Source organism: Xenorhabdus sp. NBAII XenSa04 (assembly GCF_963866145.1).
Lineage (GTDB): Bacteria > Pseudomonadota > Gammaproteobacteria > Enterobacterales > Enterobacteriaceae > Xenorhabdus > Xenorhabdus indica.
On record NZ_CAWMEB010000079.1, the window covers coordinates 62,686 to 88,586 of the forward strand.

Consider the following 25,901-nt stretch of genomic DNA (forward strand, 5'->3'; position numbering starts at 1 on the left):
ATTTTTGTAATAAAGAATTGCTGATAATGCAGTCAAGCTTCTTAATGAAGAACCCGCTTGTATTTGTTTTTTCTTGAAATGTAAATAAAATTTACTATTATAATTTATTATTTTTAACTTTATGAAAAATAATGTTTTTTTGAGTTTTAATTAATTCTGGTAAGGTATTAAATTTTATTTTTCGATTCATTTTTACACAAAAAAAACATTTTGATAACACTCTGTGTTATCAAATTATGATATAAGGTTAATAATTTTTTATATAAAAAATGGGGATCTCTAAATACCTATCTGATTTGATATAAAGACGTTGCACGATATGTTAAAATATATTTAATTCGTGATATGAATCACGAAAAATATTCAAGATAACAGATTAAAGGAACGTTTTTAAAGGTTCATATTGATCAAAAGTAATAAATTACGTCTGCCTTTCGATATTGAATGAATTTATGAGGAACGCTCATCGATTTCTTATGTCTGAAATCCTGACGATGCAGCTATTTAATCATTATTGGGATAGTGGACATGATCTGCCTGGATTTTTTGTGCTAACGTTAGATGAATTTTAATAACTAATAACTTAATATATTTGAATTCTGTATTCTTTTCTATACCTGTAGGATATATTGCAAAACACCACGGGAAGATTATAAGTAAGGGAATGGTGTGATAGTTCTACTTAAATTAGATTTTAAATTATTTTAATCACTGACAAACCCCATTGTTTTCAACGGGGCTTGTTTCATAATGGATAGGAGGGCTCAATAGATAATATTGATTTTTAGCGTTCACTGCTTTTCTCAATGTCATACAGAGTTAATGCTTTTGCACTATAAATAAAAGCATTTTCACCTTTCATCAATATTGCTACGTTAATTCCCTCAACGAGCTCTTCTCGCGTTAATCCACTTGCTATACCTGAACGAATGTGGTTTCTAAGTGATTCCTCAGAGCCTGAGGTTATTGCGATTGCTATTGCAATTAACTCTTTAATTTTATGGCTTATTTTTCCATCAATTAATGTTGTTGTGTAAAGTTTCTCAAAGGCAGAGGCGACATCAGATGAAGCTTGAGCCATAGTGCAGATGGCATCAGAAAAAGTATGAATTTGTTCATTCACAGTTTGTATCTTACTCATGTTTTCTATCCTTAATCTTGTACCTATCCCCTTCATTTTCCAATTGCCTTTTTAGTTGGTAGTGATCCCATACAGCTATGAAGCAATTCGAAATCTGTTGGGTATGGATGCTTTTTATTGGGGCTGATACTCACTATTTTACTACAATATTCAATTATTCTATTTAAAATTTATATTATATCAATGGTTACTCTTCGGAAACCTAAAATGTATGGGTGTGAGAATAAAAAACATTATTTATCAACATATTGTTAATTATTTCTGACTTGTGTTTTGGATAATAAACATATGAAAATACCCTATTAGTGATTGTTTACTACTGATCAAAGGTCATTCAGGGGTTAAACATTTTAGCTATTGCATCTGTCTGGCGTTCTTAGCATTTTTGGATGTAATTTGTTTTGGTTTTTTATAACTAATTGTTATTAATCAATAAAAAATCTTGTTCTTTGATAGGAAAAGAACGGTTGATTGTTTTTATATATTCAATATAATAATTGAATATTGTGTTGGATAAGTTAAGTTAGTCATTACCTTGCGCATAACTAAGGATTCAATATGAATACATTAATTGAATTAACTGAAAAGAATTTTGATAGTGTAGTCAATACTAAAGGGATCTGCGTTGTCAGATTTTGGGCACCGTGGTGCGGGCCGTGTCGTGCAGTTGCACCAACATTTAGCCAGTTATCAAACGACATGAAAGCGAGTGCCACTTTCGCAGAAGTTAATATTGATGAAGCCTATGATATTGCTATGAAATATGGTATTCGCAGCATACCAACAACGTTAGTGTATAAAGATGGGTTGCCTGTTGATTCTCTTATTGGGGTCGCTTCGTTATCACAATTTAAGGATATGGTTTCTCAGAATTTGTAGTTCAGGTTGGATGATATTTGCGGTGTAAGGAGCCTGTCTCCTCTAATGCCTAAGCCAATATTATCATTATGCTGTTAACTGGTAACCCAAGGAGCATTTAATGTCTTTTTATACGAAAGTACTCATTATAGGAACTGGTCCTGCTGGGTATACAGCGGCGATATATGCGGCTAGGGCGGGTCTTTCTCCTATTGTTGTCTCCGGCTTGGAAGTGGGAGGGCAACTAATGAATACCTCTGATGTTGAAAACTGGCCGGGAGAGCCGGGGGGAACAACAGGCCCTGAATTGATGCTAAGAATGGATAATCACGCAAAAGAATTTATTCCAGAAATAATTCATGACCATATAGTTTCAATTGATTTTGATGCTAGGCCTTTCTTAGTTTCAGGGGAGAAAAATGAATACCAGGCAGAAAGTATTATTATTGCAACAGGTTCAACAGCGCGTTATTTGAATCTACCTGGTGAAAATAAATTATATGGTCAGGGGCTTTCTGCCTGTGCGACTTGCGATGGTTTTTTCTTTAAAGGCCAGGATGTGGCGGTAATAGGTGGCGGTAATACCGCCGTCGAAGAGGCATTGTATCTTTCTAATATAGCAAGGCGGGTTTTTCTCATTCACAGACGCGATCAGCTAAAAGCTGAAAAAATCTTACAGGACAGGCTAATGGCTAAGGTCAAGCAAGGTAAGATTGATATTCTCTGGAATACAGAGGTAAAAGGGTATATAGAGTATCAGGGTCAATTCAAGGGACTTGCCTTAATAAATAAAATTGATGACATATTATGTGATCTTCCAATAGGTGGTTGTTTTATGGCTATTGGTCATACTCCTAACACAAAATTTTTGCAGAATAAATTAGAACTGAATGATGGATATATTGTTGTGAATGGTAAGAGTCATCACCTTGAAACAATGACATCAATCTCAGGCGTATTTGCAGCAGGAGATGTTGCTGATAATAAATATCGTCAGGCAATAACATCCGCAGGTTCAGGGTGTATGGCGGCTCTTGATGCTGAAAAATGGTTGCAGCTTAACTGCCTATGATGTTTTTTAACTTCAGTTCTTCTTAAACAGGGTTGAAGTTAATATAAAATAGCGATTGCAAAAAAACGTAAAACAGGAACTGGCATCTCTATAATGCTATTAAATAATAATGTGTTATTTCTTTCTTGCCGCTGTCCGAAGCCGTTGCCTTGCTATCGGGTTAATCATTTCATGGCGATATAATCTAATATAATTAATATTAATTAGCCTCATTATTGCTATCAATATATGTTTTATTGATTCTTAAACTAGATGATAAAGGATTTTTGTATGTTGACGAAGATTTGAATTCACATTATTATGTTATTCAATTATTAAATTGAATGATATTTAAATGTACTCTTGATATATCATATCGAGCAGGAGATTATATAATGCCATCTAGCAATATATTCGCTAAAGACAATGAAAAGCCACAGAAAGAGTCGTTCCAACATGCTCAACGTCTGGCATTTACGATCTTAGCGATCGTTCAATCCACGCTGATCTTTACCATCGCACTCATCACAGTACCGCTGCCAAAAATAGCAATAGAATTCAATCTTACATCTGCTGATTTGCTTTTAGTTCTTGCCGCCTACGGGCTTCCATTCAGTGGCCTGCTACTTTTTGGTGGACAGTTGGCAGACAGGTTTCAGGGACGAAGAATGTTTGCTGTTGGCTTACTCATCTTTGGTATATCTTCTGTTATAGCTGGCTTTGCCCCCTCTTTCGAAGTGCTTGTTGCTATGCGTTTTGCTCAAGGAGTAGGTGGGGCCTTGACAGCACCTGCTGCAATGGCTGTATTGCGTACTTTGTTCCCAGAGCATGGGGCTTTTGCCCGGGCAATGACTATATGGGGAGGTGTTTCTGTTTTGGGGGCTGTTCTGGGATTTATTATTTCCGGTATAGCAACAACGTGGATTTCTTGGCGATGGATGTTCGCTGTTCCTGTCCTTGTTTCACTCATAGGCTTGGTCAGCACTCGTGGCTTACTTCCGGCAGACATGGACAAGATTCATCATAGGTCGAAATTAGATCTGGTTGGTGCGATATTCGCTACTTTCGGTATTTCCTTAAGCAGTTATGGTTTGATATTAACGGGTGATCACTCGTGGACATCATCAGTTGTGCTACTCCCGCTGCTGACAGGCCTCAGTTTGTTAATTGCCTTTGCAGTGATCGAACGTTTCGTTCGTGAGCCACTTCTTCCTCCCGGATTTATTTTCGAACGTTCTCGATTCATCGGATTGTTCGGTATGTTTCTCGCTGCGGCAGGATCAGGTGTTATCAATTTTGTTTTATCCCTCTACTTGCAGCGAGAGCTAGGATGGACACCACTTATGACAGCGGCTGCATTCTTGCCATTTGCTGTTGCTCTTATCGTAACTGGACAAATGACAACACATTTAGTTAGTCGCATAGGTGCAGTACGGTTGACAAACTTAGGGTTACTCATCGCTGCGGTAGGATTTGGATTGTTAGTTAGTCTTGACAAAAATACCACTTACTTTATGGGATTATTGCCCAGTTTGATTCTTGTAGCAGTAGGTATCTCACTGGTTTTTTCTGGTTCTGCCGTACTTTCCACTATGAATGTTCCACAACATCATGCGGGCCTGGCTGGTGGAGTCATGAATACTGCCATGGAACTTGGCCCAACCATAGGCCTCTCAGCACTAATGGCTGTGGCCGCAACACAAGTCGAAGTTATTGTTGGTTATGTATGGGCGTTCGGAACGGCTGCTGTTATTTATGTCATTGCTGCACTGTTGGCGACTCTATTTACAAATCGAAATACTGTTGAATTAGGAGAGCCTGGCCATGAATAAAATGCAATCAGAAAGGGTAAACCCCAATACTTCATCGGGAATAGCTTCACAAAAACCGCGTGATATCCCTATCTCCATCTATTTGCTCGGACTGACGATATTCATACTGACCACCTCTGAGTTTATGGTTGTTGGCATGATGCCATCGTTAACTGGTGTGTTTGGCGTCACTGTCGCAGATATTGGCTACCTGATTTCACTCTACGCTATTGGCATGGTGGTTGGTGGGCCGATATTAACCGCATTATTTGTCACGATACGGGTTCCTAACAAACAGGCTCTACTTTGGTTATTGGCAATCTATAGTGTTGGAGGTGTGATCGCTGCAACTGCCGGAAGTTATCAGGCTATGGCTATTGCCCGTGTTATCACTGGTGTTGCAGGCTCTGCTTGTATAGGCATCTCTTTAGCCGTCTGTGGTGAAGTCGTCAAAACTGAAATGCGGGGAAGAGCTTCATCAATTGTTCTCAGTGGTATGATGTTGGCAACCGTTTTAGGTGTACCCGCAGCAACTGTGATCGATCAGCATCTGGGCTGGCGTTTGAGTTTTTGGTTGGTTGTTGTATTCACTATCATTTGCGCTTTGATTGTGTGGAGGCTGGTGCCTGTTTCTCGTAATACTTCGGATGTCCGTATTGGTGAGCAACTTGCATCATTCCGAAATGGAAAACTCTGGGCGGCTTATGGTACAAGTGCCCTTATTATCGGGGCATCTTATGCCGCTTTCAGCTATATTTCTGTAATCTTAACTGAAGTTACAGGGTTATTGCCTGCTGTTGTGCCTATATTACTCGGCCTTTACGGTGTTGCGAATGTCATTGGCAATTCGATTACTGGTCGTTTTGCGGATCAGCATACCTTCTTGGTGATGACCATCGGAATTAGCATACTGGCTATATCGTTATTGATATTCGCGCTTTTCCCAGAAAGTCGCTATATAAGCATTATTGCCTTTTTAGTGATTGGTCTTGTGGGAGTTCCTATGAGTCCGGCAATGATTACACGTGTAATGCGAGTGGCAAATGCTGGACCTTTGGTCAATAGCGTCCATGTTTCGGTCATTAACAGTGGGCTGGCATTTATTGCGTGGGCTGGAGGATTAAGTATTGGTGCCGGATATGGATTAATATCGCCATTATGGATTGGTTTAATTTTGGCTATCTTTGCTTTGCTTTCACTTACACCGCGTAATGTTAGATTTTCAATGAGGTTACCTTAAGTGAGTTTATATTAGACAATAAATGAATATTTATAATTTAAAGTGATAGCGCTGGCATCCATCAATGCAGCGCTAGATATCAAAGAATTCGGTTTTTCTTGCATAAAATTAAAAAACTAAACAGATGTAACTATCTACCATCTTTCCAAACTTTCAGAAGAATAGTGTTACTGTGCGACCCGACACTGACGAATGAATCCTCAGGAAGATCAATCCACTTGGCATTCAAACTTTTCATTAGAGCTCTAAACTCTTTTGATTTCCTCTGATTACGAAATTCAGTACCTGGTGACATAATAGAAACAAGTAAGCCGTTGCTCTTGAGGAATTTCAACGCATGTACCACATGATCGATATCTCGCTCTCCTTCAAATGGCGGATTCATTATTATTCGATCATATAGCTTTTCTTGGTTAGGTTCGATCGTGATAAAATCCGCATTTATAATGTGCCGGAAAAGTTGGGTATTCTCCAGTTCTAGACATCTTTCAGTATGCACTTCAATACAATCAACAATACAACCAGCATCTACAGCGAGCTTAGCAAGGTTTCCTAGCCCTGCGCTCGGTTCAAGTACTGTTAGTTGATGGAATTCTGGCTCGTTAGTCAGTTCGGCCTTTGTAATAATCCAATGTGCAACTTCGATTGGGGTTGGGAAAAAACCGTAATGGGTGGCAAGGGATAATGTTGGTTCATGTAATCCTCGATTTTTATCTATTTCTGTATCATTCAAATCTGTTGCTCCATAGTAATCACCTAAAATATGGATAACTTCTTTGACCAAGGCTTCTCGTTTGAACCAAAGATTGCCCCCTTTTTTTTCATCAATAAATCCAGAAAAATACGCCGAATCTATTGGCTTCTTTTTATCTGGCTCATTGGTTCCCGCATTAATTAAAGTATCGATAATACTGAATTGATTCTTTTCGGATAGATTCTTATCGTCTAGAAGTGAAAAGATTATTTCAACATCCTCTAGCATCTCTATAATATCAGATGAAATTTTTTCCTCATTTTTATCTTCGTAAAGATTTTCTATGTAAATCTTATCTCCTAATAACCATCCATCATGTGCCCTGAAACGTCTATCTAAGCGCGAAAAACTGTGAGCCACAGCTCTCTTGAAAGTGGCTCCTTGTTTTTGGGTGACGTTATTAAGGTTTTTGCCCGAAAAAATTTTACTCATAAATTTTCCTCGATTTTAATTGTATAAGAAAGAATAAATTTTCATCATATTAAATGAATATATTGAATGGTTTTATATATTGATGTGAATATTTTATTCATGTAATCGTACAAGTATAAAATTTATTTTATAATTATTTATTTAATTTTAGTGTCTTATGATAATTTGATACAGCATACATATATAAAATATCAAGTTGACATAAGTTGATATAAATATATTATTCAATTTATAAATTTAATGTTTTATTTATAATAGATCTATAGAGATGATTATCAAAAAATAAGTCATTTCTATTGCCATACGAAACACATAAATAATTGGCTTTTTCAAACCCTTAAATGGGAAATTTAAAAAGGAGCAATACCATGAAATACGATGTAATCGTTGTAGGCTCAGGTGCAATCTCCAGTTCAATTGCCTACGAATTAGCCAGCAGAAAGTATACAGTTTGTCGTATTGGTAGTCTTGATAGAAGTAATGCAGCCTCTAATGCAGCAGGAGCGATGAATGGTTGCTTCGGTGAGGTAACGACAGGTTTAGTTGCAAGTCAGCACGGAAAATTGAAAGTCAGTATGGATTTCAATGCCAAGAAAAGGTGGCCGCAATGGGCTAAAAGACTTGCTGTTTCATCTGGTAATCATCAATCACTTTTTACTGCACAAGGTACACATGTTATTCTTAACACCGCTGGAACTGATGAGATCGATAGTGCTAATTATGATGCAATCGAGAAGATGCTAATATCTTATCATGAACCATATGAAAAGATTTCCCCTAAACAAATCACTTGGCTAAAACCTAACGAACTTGTCCGACCGTTAATGAGTCTTTATATTCCCGATGAACACGCCGTGAATTCTCATTTACTACTCAAAATATTAGATTCTGCATTTTTGGCCGAAGGAGGAACACTCATTTCGAAAAATGCTAAGCGCGTTTTATCGGAAAATGGAAGAGTTACCGGTGTTGAGCTTGAAGATGGAAAAACAATTTCAGCTAATAAAGTCATTATAGCTGCGGGTGTTTACTCGTTAGATATCCTTACTGACATGCCAGATATCACAAAACGAATCCCGCCATTATTTTCAGGTAACGGTGTTTCCATATTACTTAAGCTGCCAGAAGGGGTGGAACTACCACAGTCCGTAATTCGCACACCAAATCGTGCTTTTGCATGTGGATTGCATTGTGTGCCAAGAAATGACGGTATTCTATATATTGGTGCAACTAATATTCTAAAAAACGATCCCCGAACTCAAGCAACTGTATCGGATGTTCAATTCTTACTTGATTGTGCTGTAGAACAACTCAATATAAATTTATATTCTTCTGAAATCATCTCGATTCAAGTGGGAAACAGACCAATATCGGCTGATGGATTTCCTCTTATTGGTGAATGTGGAATGAATGGACTTTGGTTGGTGACTGGAACGTACCGGGATGGTTTACATCAATCTCCCTTGTTAGCTGATTATGTTGCCAATGCTATTTATGGGAATGCAAATATGGATATCGATCTTAGTTATTTCACTCCAATACGTGCGCCGTTAGCTGGGCTTTCCCGTGACGTGACAGCCAAAGAAACTACTTCACAAATGCTTGGTGTCGGGTATGAATGTCTCTGGGATATCAAGCCAAATTGGACACCTATAATTCAAGAAGGGTTGTTACAGCGTTACGAAAGTTTCATTCACTCTCTTCATCCTAATTTTACACCGCCCCCGGAGGTTATCGCTTTCTCTTATTACAACGATAAGATAAAAGAACGGTTGTTGAAATATTATGATGCATGGTCATAAATAAAATCTATAACCTTGTCGTTGAGTACTTTTACAGAGTGTTAATTTTTTGATTGAATATATTTGATAAATATTGGGGATCCCTAAAAAATCCCAATTTAATATGTTGAGACAGGAAGGGGGTTAATTTTATTTATATCCATGATAAAGTTAACCCTGCTAAAAATAAATATTCCGCAGTTCCAGGTTCAGATTGTAACTGGAATATTTTTTAATAAAAACAGTATAATGTCACTTAATAGCCTACTATGGCTTGATCTGAAAGCTTAGACATTATTTACGTGCTGTAATTCACAATTTATTCAGTTTGATATAAATACCTCCTAAAAAAATAACATCAAGAAAATAATGTTAAAAAAAGCGCAGCTAAATACAGACCAATGCCATAAGAGGTATGTGCCATTAAACTCCTTAGCCTTAATGTATTAGGTGCGGGAGTTTTGGATGCGGCTATCCCCATTCCCATGCAAGGCTGCATAATAAAAAAAGGAGCAACTAACGTAACTAAACTTATAATTAATGCTGGCAGAAAAGTTGGGTTTTTTGCCCACTCTAATCCCCAAATCAGTAATAGAATACCAGCAAAAATGATGCCAATAAGATAGTGAAAGAACCAACCAATTCCACCCTCACCTTTTACAGGTTCAGCCTGTAATATACTTACATGAATAAATTTTCCTTTGGGTATGTGTCCAATCCAGCGTCCCACCATACTGTAGTTTAATGAGGGAATGTCGAAATAACGTTTTATAAAAACAGCCCAAAGATCCATGACAACTGTTGCGCCACCACCAATCAATGCAGAATAAGCAATAAACACCAGTCCTTCACTCATCAGTTTTTAATCTCCAAATTCTGGTTATACCCATCGTCTTTCGAGTTGCAGTTTGGTTAGCTGCATCTTGAAATCCATAGGGTATCCCCTAATGGCCAATCAATCAGCAAGTACTCGAAATGATAGAAAAAGTCTGATAATATCATAATCAATTAATTTATTGAGTTTAATGATGACGGAAGTATAAAGTCAATGTTTGATAAACAAATTCTCGTTGAGATAGCAGAAATCGCTAAAGTGTTGGGAAATATTCATCGGCTAATATTGATTGAATGTCTGATTGATACGGAACAATCCGTGGAAAACCTATCGGAGCTTTCCGGTCTGTCCATTGCCAATACTTCACAGCATCTTCAACATTTGAAACGTGCGGGGCTGCTTCGATCCCGTAAAGTCGGCAAAAATGTGTTTTATCGCCTGGGGGAAGGGCCGATTATGGATATCGTTACAGCCATCCAGAGATATGCCGAATTTAACCGGGCAGAAATGCGCAGATTAATTGATGATACGAATAATCAGGAAGCGATTTCATGGGATGAGCTGTTGGAGAGAATCAAGGAAAAAAGCACATTTTTGCTGGATGTCAGACCTAAAGAGGAATTTGAGCAAGGTCATTTACCCAATGCTATCAATATCCCTGTTGATGAACTGGAAAACAGGCTGGATGAGCTGCCTTCCCGTCAGGATATTATCGCCTATTGCCGTGGGCCTTATTGTGTTCTTTCTGCCAATGCCCTTGAACTATTGCGTGCTAAAGGTATTCGTGCCAGCCGTTTTAAAAAAGGCTTTTCAGGCTGGACAGAAGCAGGGATGGGAGTCGAAGTTGGATCTTAGACTGCTCAATATCATTGATTAATGAGTCTCTATTAATAGAGCTTCGCGATCACAGTCACACTTTTATTATTCGAAATTTGAGTGATAACTAAAAGTAACTAATATCAGAAAGTGAATTATTACTGCTTTTAGTGGTAACAGGAAGTATGCCTGTTGTCGTTCAAGTTGCAGTTTTTTTTCGGCTGCGTCACTTGAAAATCTTTAGGATATGACATCTGACAATAATTTCCCGCATGGTATGCAAGGGAGGATTGTCAGTTTTTTTTGCCTGAATAAAATTCACCGTTTTGCACTTCCCAGTCTATCTAATGGCAAAAATGGGGAAATAGCATGAAGTACCAACTATTAGCTCAGGAAATTATTGCGGATGTCGGTGGGCAAGAGAATATTATCAGTCTAGTCCACTGTGCAACCCGGCTGCGATTTAAACTGCGGGATAGTGCATTTACTGATATCGGTAAGCTAAAAGCTCAGTCAGAAGTTATGACAGTGATTGAAAGTGGGGGGCAGTTTCAGGTAGTCATTGGTAATGAAGTGCGTGATGTTTATCAGGCAATTCAACAAGTGCTAACTCCTCCTGATAAGATAGAAGCCACAACAGACTCAGCTAATAAGAAAGACAGCCTTTTTAACCATTTCATTGATATAGTTTCCAGTGTTTTCAGCCCATTTTTGGGTATTATGGCGGCAGCGGGTATTTTAAAAGGATTGCTTGCAGTTACTGTTACTCTGAAATGGATGTCTCCCGACAGTGGGACATATCATGTTTGGTATGCTGCCAGTGATTCTCTGTTCTACTTTTTTCCATTGGTGCTCGGTTATACAGCAGGTAAGAAATTCGGTGGTAATCCCTTTATTTCGATGGGTATTGGTGGTGCATTAGTTCATCCCATGATCATCTCTGCCTTTCAAACATCGACGGTAGCTGGTGGTACAACTGAGTATTTCATGGGTATTCCACTCTCCTTCCTGAACTACAGTTCTTCAGTGATCCCGATTATTCTGGCCTCTTGGGTAAGCTGCAAGGTTGAAAAGGTATTAGATGCTCATCTTCCTGCTGCAATCAAAAACTTCATTACCCCCCTTGTTTGCCTTATGTTAATTGTCCCTCTTACATTTCTTGTCATTGGACCAACGGCGACTTGGTTAAGCCAGTTGCTGGCGCAAGGTTACCAAAGTGCTTATGGATTCGCTCCGGTATTGGCAGGGATGATTACGGGAGGAGTATGGCAAATTTGTGTTATTTTTGGTCTGCACTGGGGGTTTATTCCTATTTTAATCAATAATTTAGCTACTGTTGGCTACGATACGTTAATGCCTTTGATACTCCCCGCAGTGATAGGACAAACAGGAGCGGCCTTTGGTGTGTTTCTGCGTACCCGCGATGCTAAATTGAAAATGTTATCTGGCTCGGCTGTAACCACCGGGATATTTGGTATTACTGAGCCTGCGGTTTATGGTGTGACCCTGCCTTATCGACGCCCATTTATTTTTGGCTGTATTGCTGGAGCGATGGGCAGTTCAGTGGTTGGTTATTACCAAAGTGCTGCCTATTCATTGGGGTTGGTTAATATTCTTACCCTTACTCAGCTTATTCCACCAACGGGTATCAATAATACGGTATGGGGTGCGCTTATTGGTACTGTGCTGGCTTTTGTCATTTCAACTTTATTGACATGGTTGTTCGGGCTTCCTGCCTCAACCAAACTCTCCACAAAAGAAAATAAGGATGAAAGATGCCACTAACATCGTTATTCATCACATGTCCAAAGAGGAGATCCGCATGAAACCGTTTCCAACACATTTTCTATGGGGTGGTGCAGTTGCTGCCAATCAGATTGAAGGGGCTTACTTAACCGATGGAAAAGGACTTTCAACATCCGATGTTCAACCGCAGGGTATTATGGGACCTGTCACTGAGCGAGAGAGTGATAACACACAGTATCTGAAAGATATTGCTATCGATTTTTATCATCGTTATCCCGAAGATATTGCACTGTTTGCTGAAATGGGTTTTACCTGTTTGCGGACGTCCATTGCATGGAGCCGGATTTTTCCTCAAGGTGACGAAACGCAGCCTAACGAAGCAGGGCTGGCATTCTATGACAAGTTATTCGATGAAATGGCGAAATATGGGATTAAGCCATTGATCACGTTGTCCCACTATGAAATGCCGTGGGCACTGGTCAAAAAATACGGTGGGTGGGGCAATCGCAAGCTGATCGATTTTTTTGAGCACTATGCCCGTACCGTTTTCACCCGTTATCGGAAAAAAGTGAAGTTGTGGCTGACGTTCAATGAAATCAATATGTCACTATATGAACCACTAACAGGAGTCGGATTACCTAAAAACAGCACACAATCAGAGATCTATCAGGCCATCCACCACCAATTAGTAGCCAGTGCCCGTGCGGTGAAACTGTGCCATCAGATAATCCCTGATGCCAAAGTTGGCAATATGTTATTGGGTGACCTGATGTATCCATTGACGTGTAAACCGGATGATGTACTGACAACTCTTCGGCAAAATCAGAAATGGCTGTTTTTTGGTGACGTACAGTGTCGTGGTGCTTATCCCGGCTATATGCTGCGCTATTTCCGCGAAAATGGCATTGAGGTAACGATAACTGAACAAGATAAACAGGAAATGCAAGCTACGGTTGATTTCATCTCATTCAGTTATTACATGAGTAGCTGTGCATCAGGGGATGAATCTGAATATCTGAAAAAACAGGGTAATATCCTGAGCACGATCCCGAACCCACATCTATCCAGTTCAGAGTGGGGGTGGCAGATAGATCCGGTCGGTTTGCGTATCTTACTCAATTTATTGTGGGATCGTTATCAGAAGCCACTGTTTATTGTTGAGAATGGTCTGGGAGCCAAAGATACCGTGGAAGCTGATGGCAGTATTCAGGATAATTATCGCATTGATTATCTTAATGACCACCTTGTGCAGGTCAGGGAAGCAATTGAAGATGGGGTGGAAGTTATGGGATATACAAGCTGGGGAGCGATTGATCTGGTCAGTGCCTCAAAGGGCGAAATTTCCAAGCGGTACGGGTACATCTATGTTGATCAGAATGAACAGGGAACAGGAACACTGGAACGACGCCGTAAGAAAAGCTTCTATTGGTACAAGCAGGTTATTGAAACTCGTGGTGGCAGTCTGACCTGAGCTACTGGAACAAACTTTTTTCTCAAAGGTTCTGATTTTATCCAGAACCTTTTTAATGTGTGCTTTCTGACAACGGTGCATTAATCACCGAATGCTGATGGACGGAAATCAGCCACTGAACACAGGAAACCAGGGGTTAACGGCGGGCACTTTTGGGTCTGAAAGCGGCCACAACGGTTTCATCAGTTTCGATGTAAGGGCCATCCAACAGTTGAATACAATAGGGCACACTGGCAAAAATGCCCGGCACTAAGACTTTGCCGTTGTTATCTTTCAACCCTTCCAGCGTTTCTGCAATTGCTTTTGGTTGTCCGGGCAGATTAAGGATTAATGCCTGGTTGCGGATCACACCGACCTGACGAGATAAAATCGCGGTTGGCACAAATTGCAAACTGATTTGACGCATCTGCTCGCCAAATCCGGGCATTTCACGATCAGCAATTGCCAATGTTGCATCTGGTGTCACATCACGACGGGCAGGGCCTGTTCCCCCGGTAGTCAGCACCAGATGGCAGCCTAATTCATCGACTAATTCACACAGGGTCTGCTCAATCAGGATTTGCTCATCGGGGATCAGTCGGGCTTCGATACTGAAAGGAGTGGTTACTGCTTTCCCTAGCCATTCTTCCAATGCAGGCAGACCCTTGTCCTGATAAATACCGCTTGAAGCACGATCAGAAACAGATACGAGGCCAATGCGTAATACATTCATACGAACCTCAATTAACAGTAAAAAATAAAAACAACAAAAAATAGTGAAAAAGGCGACATTATTATGTCGCCTTTATAGAATAAAAAATAGTGGGTTGTTCAGAATTACAGCAAATCAGCGATCATGCTCTCAAGTTTGCCCTGATCAATAGCGAATTTACGAATACCTTCTGCCAGTTTCTCGGTTGCCATCGCATCCTGATGGTGTTCCCAGTAGAACTCAGCTTCAGTCATTGGGGCTGGACGAGGCTTAATTTCTCCCTCATAGCCCAGTTTGCATTCAACTTCGCCTTTTGTTTCAGAGAGCTCTTTCAGCAATGCAGGAGAAATAGTCAGGCGGTCACAGCCAGCCAGTTCCAGAATTTCGCCGGAATTACGGAAGCTTGCTCCCATAACAACCGTGTTGTAACCATGTTCTTTGTAGTACTGGTAAATTTCAGAAACAGAAATGACGCCCGGATCTTCGTGTGGCGCGAACTCTTTTTTATCGCCATTCGCTTTGTACCAGTCAAGGATACGGCCAACAAATGGAGAGATCAGGTAAACGCCCGCTTCTGCACAGGCCCGCGCTTGTGCAAAAGAGAACAGCAGAGTCAGGTTACAGTTGATACCTTCTTTTTCCAGTTGCTCAGCAGCACGGATACCTTGCCAGGTGGAAGCCAGTTTGATCAGGATGCGGTCATTGCTGATACCCGCTTCGTTGTACAGTTTGATCAGACGTTTTGCTTTCGCAACACTGGCTTCGGTGTCATAAGAGAGGCGGGCATCAACTTCAGTGGAAATGCGGCCAGGTATCAGTTTCAAAATTTCCAGACCGATGTTAACTGCCAATTTATCGCCGGCATCAATAATTTGTTGCTCACGGGAATTGCTCTGACGACGAGCCCATTCAATGGCTTCATCAATCAGTTGACGGTATTCAGGGATCTGTGCAGCATTCAAAATCAGGGAAGGATTAGTTGTTGCATCTTGCGGCTGATACAATTTCATTGCAGCGATATCCCCGGTATCTGCTACTACTGTTGTCAGTTTACGCAGGGAAGTCAGTTTATCGGTCATGGTTAATATCTCATCGTTATACGTAAAATCTTTGGCACAGTTGCCTCGCCATCTTGTGATAATAACATGGTCAAGCACAGCGCGTCAGGTCGGAAAATTCTATCGCTGTTATTCCCCTTTTTCAGGTTAATTTTGCTAAATTGAAGTGGAAAAGCCTCGATTATTGAGAAAACCATTCAGAAACTCGGAACAGAATCATGCTTATTACTATTTCACCAGCCAAAACGCTCGATTATGAAAACCCGCTTGCAACAGAAAAGTATAGTCAACCAGCTTTGCTGGAGGAGTCTAAACAGTTAATTGATGTTTGCTGCACATTAACACCCGCAGAAATCAGTAGCCTGATGGGTATCAGCGATAAACTGGCGGGATTGAATGCAGCCCGTTTTGGTGAGTGGAAACCCGAATTCACACCGGAAAATGCTCGTCAGGCGATCCTTGCTTTCAAAGGGGATGTCTATACCGGTATGCAGGCAGAAACATTCTCAGATGCTGATTTTGATTTTGCTCAAACTCATTTGAGAATTTTATCTGGGTTATATGGGGTCTTGCGTCCTCTCGATCTGATGCAGCCTTATCGTTTGGAAATGGGTATCAAACTGGAGAACCCTCGTGGTAAAGATTTGTATAAATTCTGGGGAGATCGTATTACGGAAAATTTGAATGTTGCACTGGAGCAACAAGGTGATGATGTTTTGATTAATTTGGCTTCTGATGAGTATTTCAAATCGGTAAATACCCAAAAGCTGTCAGCCAACATTATCAAGCCGGTTTTTCTGGATGAAAAAAATGGCAAATATAAAGTTATTAGTTTCTACGCCAAGAAAGCCCGTGGATTAATGAGCCGCTTTATTATTCAAAACCAATTGACCGATCCAGCACGGTTGGTGGAGTTTAACCTGGAAGGATACGCTTTTGATGAATCTCTTTCTAAAAGCAATAAATTGGTGTTTAAACGCCCTGAACAACCATGATAAAGGCCACTCCACAAGTCATTGTGGAGTGACAAATCTATTTATTTCGGGGCTCTTTCCATCAGGAATTCGCGTAAGGTGGCGAAATCAGCAGGCAGGACGTGGGATAATAATGCCATATCGGCACGTTCGGCCAGCTCTTGTGGTAACGGCAATGGCTGGCCGAGGATTGCTTCCACGCTTTCTTTGAATTTGGCGGGATGAGCCGTTCCCAAAAACAGTCCATATTCGCCTTCCTGCAATTGATCCCGTAATACCCGGTAAGCAATGGCTGCGTGAGGTTCGGAAATATAGCCTTTGGCAGCTAATTCCTGGATTGTGCTTTGAATGATATTGTCATCTACAACACCATTGCCCAGTTCACTGAGTGACCAACCCTTACGACGGAAAAGTTCTTCAATACGCGGCCAGTTATTTGGCTGACTGACGTCCATCGCATTGGCGAGAGTGGCAACGGTCTGGTTCGGTTGCCATGTGCCTTCTGCCAGATAACGGGGAACGGTATCGTTAACATTGGTTGCCGCGATAAAACGTTTTACCGGCAATCCCATTGATTTTGCCAGTAAGCCCGCAGTCAGATTGCCAAAGTTGCCGCTAGGCACGGAAATTACCAACTGTTCGCGTTTTTCTGCTGGTATCTGTGCAACGGCTTCAAAGTAATAGCAAATTTGTGCCAGTAGTCGACTGATATTAATTGAGTTCGCAGAGTTGAGGTACAAAGCTTTTTTCAGTTCTTCATCATCAAAAGATTGTTTAACCAGCGCCTGACAAGCATCAAAATCGCCTTGAACAGCGACAGTGTGAATATTGCGACCCAATGTGCAGAACAGTTTTTCCTGTAATGGGCTGATTTTTCCTTCTGGATAGAGGATCACCACCTGTACATTCTCTAAACCATAAAAGGCATGAGCAACAGCCGCTCCGGTATCACCGGAAGTCGCAGTCAAAATAGTGACTGGTTGTTCTCCTGCAATTTGTGTAAGGATCTGAGCCATAAAACGGCCGCCAAAGTCTTTGAAAGCCAGTGTCGGGCCGTGATAAAGCTCCAGTGAAGCGATGTCATCTTCGACAATTGATATGGGAGCAGGAAAAGCGAAAGCATTTTTAACGCGTTTAGCCAGTTGTTCAGCAGGAATTTCATCGCCAATAAATGCAGAGAGAATACGCTGGCTGCGGCTGACAAAATCCAGTTTTAATAATTCATCAACTTCGGCACGACTGAATTCAGGTAAATCCTGCGGGAAGAACAATCCTTGCTGTTTCCCCAATCCTTGTTTAACTGCCTGTGAAAAACTGACCTGCTCGTGATTGTCTTTTAAGTTATATAGTTTCATTGTTACCCTACCTGTCGTGCGCCTGCGAGATCCAGACGGCAAATATGAACAAAACCTTCGTCATTCTGTACGTAATGTTGTTGCAGCCACTGGGCGACCTCTTTCGCTATCGCCATCTCATTGCAAATCGCAAATAATGTCGGGCCAGAGCCAGAGATGCTACATGCCAAAGCACCCAGTTTTTTTACTCCATCACGTGCGTTGGTAAAACCAGGTAAAAGCTGTGTGCGATAAGGTTCGGCAATAACATCTTTCATCAATTTGGCCGCTAAATCAGATTGTTGGGTATAGCAGGCGTGAATAAATCCTGCAAAATAACGGCCATGGTTAATAATATCGCTGCGGGAATAGCGAGCAGGTAAAATGGCGCGTGCTTCTGATGTCGAAACCTTGATGCCGGGGTAGGCCATCACCCATAACCAATCATCAAATGCGGGGATTGACTGACAAACGCTATCTTCCTGAGCCAGAATTAATTGCAGCCCACCTAAATAACACGGTGCAACATTGTCATAATGTACACCACCGGAAATTCGCCCTTCTAATTCCCCCATCATGTCCAATAATTGGCTACGCTCAAAAGGACGGCCTGCATACTCATTTAATGCCACTAATGCGGCAACTACTGAGCAGGCACTGGAACCTAATCCTGAGCCAATCGGCATGTTTTTTTCCAGTATCATGGCAACAGGCAGTTCTTTACCCAGTCGCTGGCGAAAGAGCTGCCAACATTGGTAGACAATATTATGTTTCGGATTTTCAGGTAGTTTACCGATAAATTTCCCTTCATTACTTAAAGTAAAACTTTCTGCTGCACTGACAGAGACACAATCCCCAAGCAGTGAACCATCAACAGGAGAAACTGCTGCGCCAAGCACATCAAACCCAACCCCAACGTTACCGATAGAGGCAGGTGCATAAACCCTGACCACCATTAAACCCCCAATTTCCATGACAGAGTGCGTAATATATCAGCAAAAACGCCTGCTGCCGTCACATCATTCCCTGCACCGTAGCCACGTAGCACCAGTGGGATTGGTTGATAATAACGGGTATAGAAAGCCAGCGCGTTTTCGCCATTTTTGACTTTATAAAGCGGATCATTGCCATCGACTGCGGCAATTTTCACCATACAACGACCTTGTTCAATGATGCCGACATAGCGCAACACTTTTTCTTGCTTTGCGGCATCTGCAACCCGGCGATTAAATTCCAGATCCAGTTGTGGTAAACGTTGCAGAAAATCGCTGACATCACCACTGGCATTAAATGATGCCGGTAAAACGGGCTCGACATGAATGTCTTCCAATTCCAGCTCATAGCCAGATTCACGCGCCAGAATTAATAGTTTACGTGCAACATCCATACCTGATAGATCGTCTCGTGGGTCGGGTTCCGTAAAGCCTTTTTCTTTTGCCAGCAACGTTGCTTGCGAAAGTGTCATACCTTCATCCAGCATACCGAAAATGTAAGACAGAGAACCTGACAGGATACCGTTGAACTGAACTAACTCATCCCCGGCGTTCAGCAAATTCTGTAAGTTTTCGATGACAGGTAATCCTGCGCCTACGTTGGTGTCATACAGGAACTTACGCTTCGACTTTCCAGCAGCCTGACGGATTTTTCGGTAATAGATCATTGAAAGTGTATTGGCTTTTTTATTCGGTGTGACAACGTTGAAGCCATCGCTCAGGAAGCTGACATATTGTTCGGCAATGGATTGATTTGATGTACAGTCCACAATCACCGGGTTCAGGAGATGATACTCTTTTTCAAGCCGGATCAACCGGCTCAGGCTGAAAGGCTCACTGGCTTCTGACAGAGCCTGTTGCCAGTTATCTAAACTGATGCCCTGCATATCTGTTAGCATAGCCCGCGAGTTGGCAATACCACAGACGCGTAGATCAATATGTTTTTGTTTCAGCCATGATTGTTGGCGGCGGATTTGTTCAATCAATGCGCTGCCAACACCGCCCACACCGACAACAAACACTTCAACCACTTGAGCGGTATTAAACAGCATTTGGTGACAGAGACGAACCGCTGTTGTAGCAGCATCATTGTCAATGACTGCGGAAATGGAGCGTTCCGATGAACCTTGAGCAAGAGCGATGATGTTAATATTGGCACGGGTCAATGCCGAGAAGAAACGGGCAGAGATGCCACGTTGTGTGCGCATTCCATCACCAACCACAGAAATGATGGCGAGGTTATCTATCACATCAATGGGATCAAGCACACCGTCTTTCAATTCCAGATAAAATTCTTCTGTCAGTGCTTTTTGTGCTCTGTTCAACTCTTTTTGTGGTACGCAGAAACTGATGCTGTATTCCGATGAAGACTGTGTAATCAGCACAACAGAAATGCCTGAGCGGGACATAACGGCAAATACTCTTGCTGCCATGCCGACCATACCTTTCATGCCGGGGCCTGAAACGTTGATCATTGCCATATGATTCAGGTTAGTGATGCCCTTAATAAGCATACTTTCGTCTTTTTGTCCTTCACCAATGAACGTTCCTGGTGCATCAGGATTAGCGGTATTTTTAATCAGGCAAGGGATCTGGAATTGAGCGATAGGCGCAATAGTGCGGGGATGAAGGACTTTAGCACCAAAATAGGAAAGTTCCATGGCTTCCTGATAGGACAGGCTTTTCAATAGACGGGCATCAGAAACGGACCGTGGGTCACAGGTATAAACACCATCTACGTCAGTCCAGATTTCACAGCAATCCGCACGTAAGCATGCTGCCAGCACTGCGGCCGAATAATCGGAACCATTACGCCCAAGAACAACCCGTTCACCATTATCATTACCCGCAGTGAAGCCTGCCATCAGGATAATATGGTCAGCAGGAATATTCAGGGCTGCAATACGTTTGGTGGATTCGTGGATATCAACAGTGGATTCGAGATAGTGTCCGTGAGCAAGAAGGTTTTTAACCGGATCGATAACAAATACTTTATGTCCGCGAGCTTGTAGTACGGTGGACATAATCGCAATGGATAATTTTTCACCACAGCAAATCAGGGCTGCATTAATGCTGTCCGGGCACTGTTTTAACAGAGAAATACCATGCAGGGATTGCTTTAGATTAGCCAGTTCACGCGCTATAACACCTTTCAGAAGTTCATAATCGAAATTTGGCTGATGCTCTTTTAATCCCGACAACAAATCAGTAAAGATTTGGGTGGTATCGCTCATATTGGAAACAATGTCTTGTCCTGCAACCGTTTTGGTTATCATCGCTACTAAATGGTTTGTAATTTTTGCGGGTGCAGAAAGAACCAGGGCGACTTGCCCAAGGGATAGTTCACTTTCAGCGATATCAGCCACACACAGTACGCGTTGGTAGTTTGCGACTGATGTGCCCCCAAATTTTAGTACTCGCATTGGTATTTCTCTCCTGACTTTCTGTTAAAAAAAGCGTCAAAAAAAAGCCCGTATCTTGTGGGATACGGGCTTTTTACTATTTTATTTGTACGCGTCAGCCCGCACCGTAACTCGTGGTTCCGGTGGTAATCGTAGTGATTGTTTTAGCAGTAACTGTGTTTGCAGTAATTGTATTTTTCGGGCTAACGTTGCGCATGGTTTCCTGTCTGTCTTTTTATTCTGTTCGACCCCTATTGGTTAAAGGAAACTGTGGTGGAAGTCAAATAATTTTTAAAATCATCGTGGAAAAAAGCATCATTTTCTGTGTTGTAATCGTTCAAAATATGATTCGATAATTGAGCCATTATCTGGTTTGAAATATTTTTATCAGCATTTAATTTTATAAAAAACATATTTTGTAATTATTTCGTCTTTATGATAAAACACGCTAATTTTAACATTTAAGTGTTGGGTTGATCTCTCTAAGCATTAGAGGCAACATGGCAAATTATTAACATTAATTTTCCAAATTAATAACAAGATAGTTAATTTTAAATTAACAATTACAAATAATGTTATCGTGCTACAATTGATTTTGATATGTATCAACAAAAGTTGGTTTTTTTAGAGGGCAAATGCATTACTAGCTGTTATATTGCTGTTAATAGACTAATATAGCCCTTGCTGAGATGGGTTTACGGGTATGTACCTTCAGAGAGAAGCAACAAATGCTTTTAGCGTAAAACATATCAACAACATTTTTCAGACATGAGCTGCGTTTTCTGTAATCCAGAGCGAGAGTGGGATTTTTTACTTTTAATAATAACAGCTTATGTTATACAGGTTCTGTTTTTTTAGCGATTTTTAGGTAGCAACCATGCAAACCCCGCACATTTTGATTGTTGAAGACGAAATTGTCACACGCAATACCTTAAAGAGTATTTTTGAAGCTGAAGGGTATGTTGTTTATGAAGCCAATGATGGCTTAGAAATGCACAATATTTTGTCAGATAACGATATCAACTTAGTGATTATGGATATCAATCTGCCAGGCAAAAATGGGCTGCTTCTTGCCCGTGAGTTACGTGAGCAGGCAAATGTTGCCCTGATGTTCTTAACTGGGCGTGATAATGAGGTGGATAAAATACTTGGCCTTGAAATTGGTGCTGATGATTACATCACCAAGCCTTTCAACCCGCGGGAGTTAACTATTCGTGCGCGGAACCTGCTTTCCCGTACTATGAATCTGAGCCATTCAGGTGAAGAACGCCGTCAAGTTGAAAGTTATAAGTTCAATGGTTGGGAATTGGATATCAATAGCCGCTCACTGGTAAACCCAATGGGAGATCACTATAAGCTGCCACGCAGTGAGTTTCGTGCGATGCTCCACTTCTGTGAGAATCCGGGAAAAATTCAGACTCGTGCAGAGCTGTTGAAAAAAATGACCGGGCGTGAACTAAAGCCACATGATCGTACTGTGGATGTCACTATTCGTCGAATTCGTAAACACTTTGAATCGACACCGGATACCCCAGAAATTATTGCCACTATTCATGGTGAAGGCTATCGTTTCTGTGGTGATCTGGAAGACTAATATTTATTCCCGTCATTTATTGTGTTTTTAATTTATTGCATTCATAAAAATCTTTATTTTAAAAATACAATATCAACAAAAAAAGCCCTGAATACTTAAGGGAGTTCAGGGCTTTTTAATCACTATTTTTTTAGGCTGCGGTTTCGTTGGTTGTTCTACTCTTTCCACGGCATAATGGGTACGGCGCTGATGGCATTTTTAGGTGAACCATCAATGACTTTGTCGGAATAGGTTAAGTAGATCAGTGTATTACGTTTTGGATCGTAAAAACGGACAACCTGGAGTTTTTTAAACACCAACGATGTTCTTTTCTGGAAAACGACTTGCCCTTTTTTCGGTGAATTAAGGATCTTATCTGCCGGTTCAATTGGCCCAACCTGCTGACAGGAGATCGCGGCATCAGAAGTATCTTCTGCTAATCCTAAACCGCCTTTAATTCCACCTGTTTTAGCTCTGCTTAAATAGCAAGTTACATTTTTAACATCGGGATCATCAAAAGCTTCTATCACTATTTTGTTATCTGGCCCAAAAAGTTTGAACACGGTATCAACAGATCCGATCTCTTCGGCGTGCAGGATCACCGGAGAACAGAGTAGGGCAACAGCAATCACTATTTTCTTAATTGTTACCATATTTAGTCCACTTTAATTAAATAAACACGGTGAAAATATCTATCATTGACATATAATGCGAATCAATGGCTTTTGCAAAGGCATTTTCAAAGTTAATGTATCTATGAAGAAAAACATGGCATTATAGCTGAATATACATTCAAAACGAGTAAAGAGTGTGTTTTAAATCTGCTTTTACGGATGCTCATACTTTCTCAAAGATATACAAAATATGTTTTCTTCATAGAAAATTTCATGGGGTGTCACTGTTGTTTATCGCCCATCAATATAAAATAGAGGCAAATTATTTTAATAAATTTTCCAACCATTATTGGTAATGGAGCCTAAAGGTAAGCTTGACAAATGATCATATTTGCCATTAGCTTATTCCAAGATTTGTCTTGTTTAATTTCGTATCAGGTTTTATCTGTTGTGATTGTGCCACAATATTCTGCTTTATTATGTCAGGAAGAATGCTTGTCAATTTAGGAATTGCAATGAAAATAGCGGCTATGGGTAGTTACAATAGGTGTTGCTGTCATAACAGGGAAAAGGACTATGTTGTGAAAACGACAGTATGCTTGGTGAATTAAAAAAAAATCAGGTAGTTAAAGCCATCTTAGAGTTTGGAAATGATAGGTGCTGATTATCAATCTATATAACATTTTCATTCTGAAAATTTTTTAAACATTTAGTTATCTTAAAATTGTATGGTTTTCTTTTTGTCTTGATGAATTAGGGAGATGTATGGATCAAACCAACATCATTCGAGATCTGCTACATTGGTTGGATAATAATCTGGATCGTCCACTATCCCTTGATAATGTTGCAGCAAAAGCAGGTTATTCCAAGTGGCACTTACAGCGCATGTTTAAAGATGTTACGGGACAGGCTATTGGCTCTTACATTCGTGCCAGACGGTTGTCCAAGGCTGCCGTTGCATTGCGTGTAACCGGTCGCCCCATTTTGGACATTGCTCTGCAATATCGTTTTGATTCTCAACAAACTTTTACCAGAGCTTTCAAAAAACAGTTCAACCGAACACCGGCCTCTTATCGCCGAAGTGAGGAGTGGTGTGCTACCGGGATTTGTCCTCCGATTATGTTGGATAACAAACCGTTACCTGAACATAAGTTTGTGACGTTGGAAGATAAATTACTTGTCGGTACTGAGCATACCTGCTCCTATACATTGGAACAATGGTCGAAAGCCTGTACGGAGATGCGCAATAACTTTTGGGTTTTCTATCTGCAACATGCTGAAATCTTACCTCCTAAATTGTATGGATTGCACCATTCCACTATCAGTACAGATCATGATGATGAGCAGACGGTTTTTTATACCACTGCAATAGAGCCGGAATATGCGACTTTTGACACTAAAGATAGTCAGCCGGTTGTTTTGCCCGGAGGGGAATACATTTCATTCAGTTATTTTGGTAAAGAAGAGCGCCTCGATGAATTTCTCTTTAATATCTATACTGTTTGTTTACCCCAACTGAATATCACTCGCAGGAAGGGATACGATGTCGAGCGATACTATCTTACTAATCTTGAAAGGAAGAAGTTGGAGGATGAGTCTCAAAGCCATGTTGTGGAGTTTGAGTACCTCATCCCAATTCAGCGTTAGCCTTGTAGTTCATCTAATGCGGGCATATTCAGATGTGTGATATCGCCCGCTGTTTCAACGATCCAACCAGAAGCCAGCCATGGGCTATCCTGATAATCCACCCTTGAGATAGAGCAGTTCCTCAACCGCAGGCGACGTTCAGAGTTGGCTGGTAATCCCAAAATAGAGAAAATCAGACTGACTAACGCCATGCCATGACTCACCAGCAAAGGACGACTTCCTGCTGGTAGGTCAAGACAGCTTTCCAGTGCTGCACGCATACGACTGCATACCTCGTTCATTGATTCACCTTTTGGTATCCGTCCGTTTGGTGTTCCATCAACAAGACTTTTGCGCCAGGACTCTTCTTCTTGTGTCAGGGAACTCAGTTCACGGTTTTCCAGAATGCCCATGTTTATTTCCCGCAAGCGTGGCTCTAATATCACCTCACAGTCACAGGCTTTTGCAATAATTTCTGCGGTTTCGCGTGTTCGACCAAGGTCACTAGTGATAACATGTGTAATGTTCTCTGACTGCACTCTTTGTGCTACCAAGAGTGCCTGACGCCGCCCAATTTCAGTCAATGGGCTGTCAGATTGCCCTTGAATACGACGAGCCACGTTCCATTCTGTTTCGCCATGACGAACAAGATATACCTGTAACATAGTTATTTTCCGTTATACTGCATCATGAAATAGTTC

General features: G+C 41.0%; 21 protein-coding genes and 1 other annotated feature. Of the genes, 11 read left to right on the plus strand and 10 right to left on the minus strand.

The window, feature by feature from the left end:
• Window positions 1–784: 784 nt before the first annotated feature.
• Complete coding sequence (locus tag AAC147_RS04130) at window positions 785–1,141, minus strand: carboxymuconolactone decarboxylase family protein (RefSeq protein ID WP_047679116.1); 357 nt, start codon at window positions 1,139–1,141, stop codon at window positions 785–787.
• 558 nt (window positions 1,142–1,699) lie between these two features.
• Here AAC147_RS04130 and trxA point away from each other — a divergent pair.
• The 4 genes from trxA (at window position 1,700) to AAC147_RS04150 (ending at window position 6,101) form a co-directional block, all read left to right on the plus strand.
• Window positions 1,700–2,020 carry a thioredoxin gene (trxA, locus tag AAC147_RS04135; protein WP_047679118.1) on the plus strand — a complete coding sequence of 107 codons (321 nt, stop codon included), beginning with the start codon at window positions 1,700–1,702 and terminating at the stop codon, window positions 2,018–2,020.
• A 100-nt stretch (window positions 2,021–2,120) separates the two neighbouring features.
• On the plus strand, window positions 2,121–3,071 hold the full coding sequence (gene trxB, locus AAC147_RS04140; RefSeq protein ID WP_047679120.1) for a thioredoxin-disulfide reductase: 951 nt from the start codon (window positions 2,121–2,123) through the stop codon (window positions 3,069–3,071).
• 374 nt (window positions 3,072–3,445) lie between these two features.
• On the plus strand, window positions 3,446–4,882 hold the full coding sequence (locus AAC147_RS04145; RefSeq protein WP_187649723.1) for an MFS transporter: 1,437 nt from the start codon (window positions 3,446–3,448) through the stop codon (window positions 4,880–4,882).
• On the plus strand, window positions 4,875–6,101 hold the full coding sequence (locus AAC147_RS04150; RefSeq protein ID WP_231571323.1) for an MFS transporter: 1,227 nt from the start codon (window positions 4,875–4,877) through the stop codon (window positions 6,099–6,101). Before AAC147_RS04145 ends, AAC147_RS04150 begins: the two co-directional genes overlap by 8 nt.
• Before the next feature lie 130 nt (window positions 6,102–6,231).
• On the opposite strand, the gene AAC147_RS04155 is transcribed toward AAC147_RS04150, so the two are convergent.
• Window positions 6,232–7,287 (minus strand): DUF4942 domain-containing protein, encoded by a 1,056-nt coding sequence (locus AAC147_RS04155; RefSeq protein WP_052189384.1) that lies wholly within the window; start codon window positions 7,285–7,287, stop codon window positions 6,232–6,234.
• A gap of 368 nt (window positions 7,288–7,655) precedes the next feature.
• On the opposite strand from AAC147_RS04155, the gene AAC147_RS04160 reads away from it, so the two are divergent.
• Window positions 7,656–9,089, plus strand: coding sequence for an NAD(P)/FAD-dependent oxidoreductase (locus tag AAC147_RS04160; RefSeq protein WP_047679122.1), 1,434 nt, complete (start codon window positions 7,656–7,658; stop codon window positions 9,087–9,089).
• A gap of 337 nt (window positions 9,090–9,426) precedes the next feature.
• Here the strand turns inward: AAC147_RS04160 and AAC147_RS04165 are convergent, their stop codons facing one another.
• Window positions 9,427–9,924, minus strand: coding sequence for a DUF2938 domain-containing protein (locus AAC147_RS04165; RefSeq protein ID WP_047679124.1), 498 nt, complete (start codon window positions 9,922–9,924; stop codon window positions 9,427–9,429).
• Between the two features lie 192 nt (window positions 9,925–10,116).
• Between AAC147_RS04165 and AAC147_RS04170 the strand changes: the two genes are divergently transcribed.
• From AAC147_RS04170 to AAC147_RS04180, 3 genes are all read left to right on the plus strand, one after another.
• Window positions 10,117–10,758, plus strand: coding sequence for an ArsR/SmtB family transcription factor (locus tag AAC147_RS04170; protein ID WP_047679126.1), 642 nt, complete (start codon window positions 10,117–10,119; stop codon window positions 10,756–10,758).
• Window positions 10,759–11,088: 330 nt separating this feature from the next.
• Window positions 11,089–12,504 carry a PTS transporter subunit EIIC gene (locus AAC147_RS04175; RefSeq protein WP_052189386.1) on the plus strand — a complete coding sequence of 472 codons (1,416 nt, stop codon included), beginning with the start codon at window positions 11,089–11,091 and terminating at the stop codon, window positions 12,502–12,504.
• A 37-nt stretch (window positions 12,505–12,541) separates the two neighbouring features.
• Window positions 12,542–13,936: a glycoside hydrolase family 1 protein gene (locus AAC147_RS04180; protein WP_047679171.1), complete on the plus strand. Its 1,395-nt coding sequence runs from the start codon at window positions 12,542–12,544 to the stop codon at window positions 13,934–13,936.
• A gap of 136 nt (window positions 13,937–14,072) precedes the next feature.
• Here the strand turns inward: AAC147_RS04180 and mog are convergent, their stop codons facing one another.
• On the minus strand, window positions 14,073–14,648 hold the full coding sequence (mog, locus tag AAC147_RS04185; RefSeq protein ID WP_047679128.1) for a molybdopterin adenylyltransferase: 576 nt from the start codon (window positions 14,646–14,648) through the stop codon (window positions 14,073–14,075).
• 104 nt (window positions 14,649–14,752) lie between these two features.
• A complete protein-coding gene (gene tal / locus AAC147_RS04190) occupies window positions 14,753–15,706 on the minus strand; it encodes a transaldolase (protein WP_047679130.1) in 954 nt (317 codons plus the stop codon).
• 197 nt (window positions 15,707–15,903) lie between these two features.
• Here tal and yaaA point away from each other — a divergent pair, with 197 nt between their 5' ends.
• The gene (gene yaaA, locus AAC147_RS04195; RefSeq protein ID WP_047679132.1) at window positions 15,904–16,680 is read left to right on the plus strand and encodes a peroxide stress protein YaaA; all 777 of its coding nucleotides are present in this window, start codon (window positions 15,904–15,906) and stop codon (window positions 16,678–16,680) included.
• A 41-nt stretch (window positions 16,681–16,721) separates the two neighbouring features.
• Here the strand turns inward: yaaA and thrC are convergent, their stop codons facing one another.
• The 3 genes from thrC to thrA are packed head-to-tail and all read right to left on the minus strand — an operon-like array spanning window position 16,722 to window position 21,408.
• Window positions 16,722–18,014 carry a threonine synthase gene (thrC, locus tag AAC147_RS04200; protein ID WP_047679134.1) on the minus strand — a complete coding sequence of 431 codons (1,293 nt, stop codon included), beginning with the start codon at window positions 18,012–18,014 and terminating at the stop codon, window positions 16,722–16,724.
• Between the two features lie 2 nt (window positions 18,015–18,016).
• Entirely contained in the window at window positions 18,017–18,946 is a 930-nt protein-coding gene (gene thrB / locus AAC147_RS04205; protein ID WP_445286328.1) for a homoserine kinase, read from the minus strand.
• Window positions 18,947–18,948: 2 nt separating this feature from the next.
• On the minus strand, window positions 18,949–21,408 hold the full coding sequence (thrA, locus tag AAC147_RS04210; RefSeq protein WP_047679138.1) for a bifunctional aspartate kinase/homoserine dehydrogenase I: 2,460 nt from the start codon (window positions 21,406–21,408) through the stop codon (window positions 18,949–18,951).
• 37 nt (window positions 21,409–21,445) lie between these two features.
• Window positions 21,446–21,562, minus strand: a sequence feature (Thr leader region).
• Window positions 21,563–22,264: 702 nt separating this feature from the next.
• Between thrA and arcA the strand changes: the two genes are divergently transcribed.
• Window positions 22,265–22,981, plus strand: a complete 717-nt coding sequence (gene arcA / locus AAC147_RS04215) for a two-component system response regulator ArcA (protein WP_047679140.1) — start codon at window positions 22,265–22,267, stop codon at window positions 22,979–22,981.
• A gap of 155 nt (window positions 22,982–23,136) precedes the next feature.
• Here the strand turns inward: arcA and creA are convergent, their stop codons facing one another.
• Window positions 23,137–23,613 carry a protein CreA gene (gene creA, locus AAC147_RS04220; RefSeq protein WP_047679142.1) on the minus strand — a complete coding sequence of 159 codons (477 nt, stop codon included), beginning with the start codon at window positions 23,611–23,613 and terminating at the stop codon, window positions 23,137–23,139.
• A 726-nt stretch (window positions 23,614–24,339) separates the two neighbouring features.
• Between creA and robA the strand changes: the two genes are divergently transcribed.
• Complete coding sequence (robA, locus tag AAC147_RS04225) at window positions 24,340–25,221, plus strand: MDR efflux pump AcrAB transcriptional activator RobA (protein ID WP_047679144.1); 882 nt, start codon at window positions 24,340–24,342, stop codon at window positions 25,219–25,221.
• Here robA and gpmB read toward each other — a convergent pair.
• Window positions 25,218–25,865, minus strand: coding sequence for a 2,3-diphosphoglycerate-dependent phosphoglycerate mutase GpmB (gpmB, locus tag AAC147_RS04230; protein WP_047679146.1), 648 nt, complete (start codon window positions 25,863–25,865; stop codon window positions 25,218–25,220). The two genes, robA and gpmB, sit on opposite strands and share 4 nt — an antisense overlap.
• Window positions 25,866–25,901: the final 36 nt, after the last annotated feature.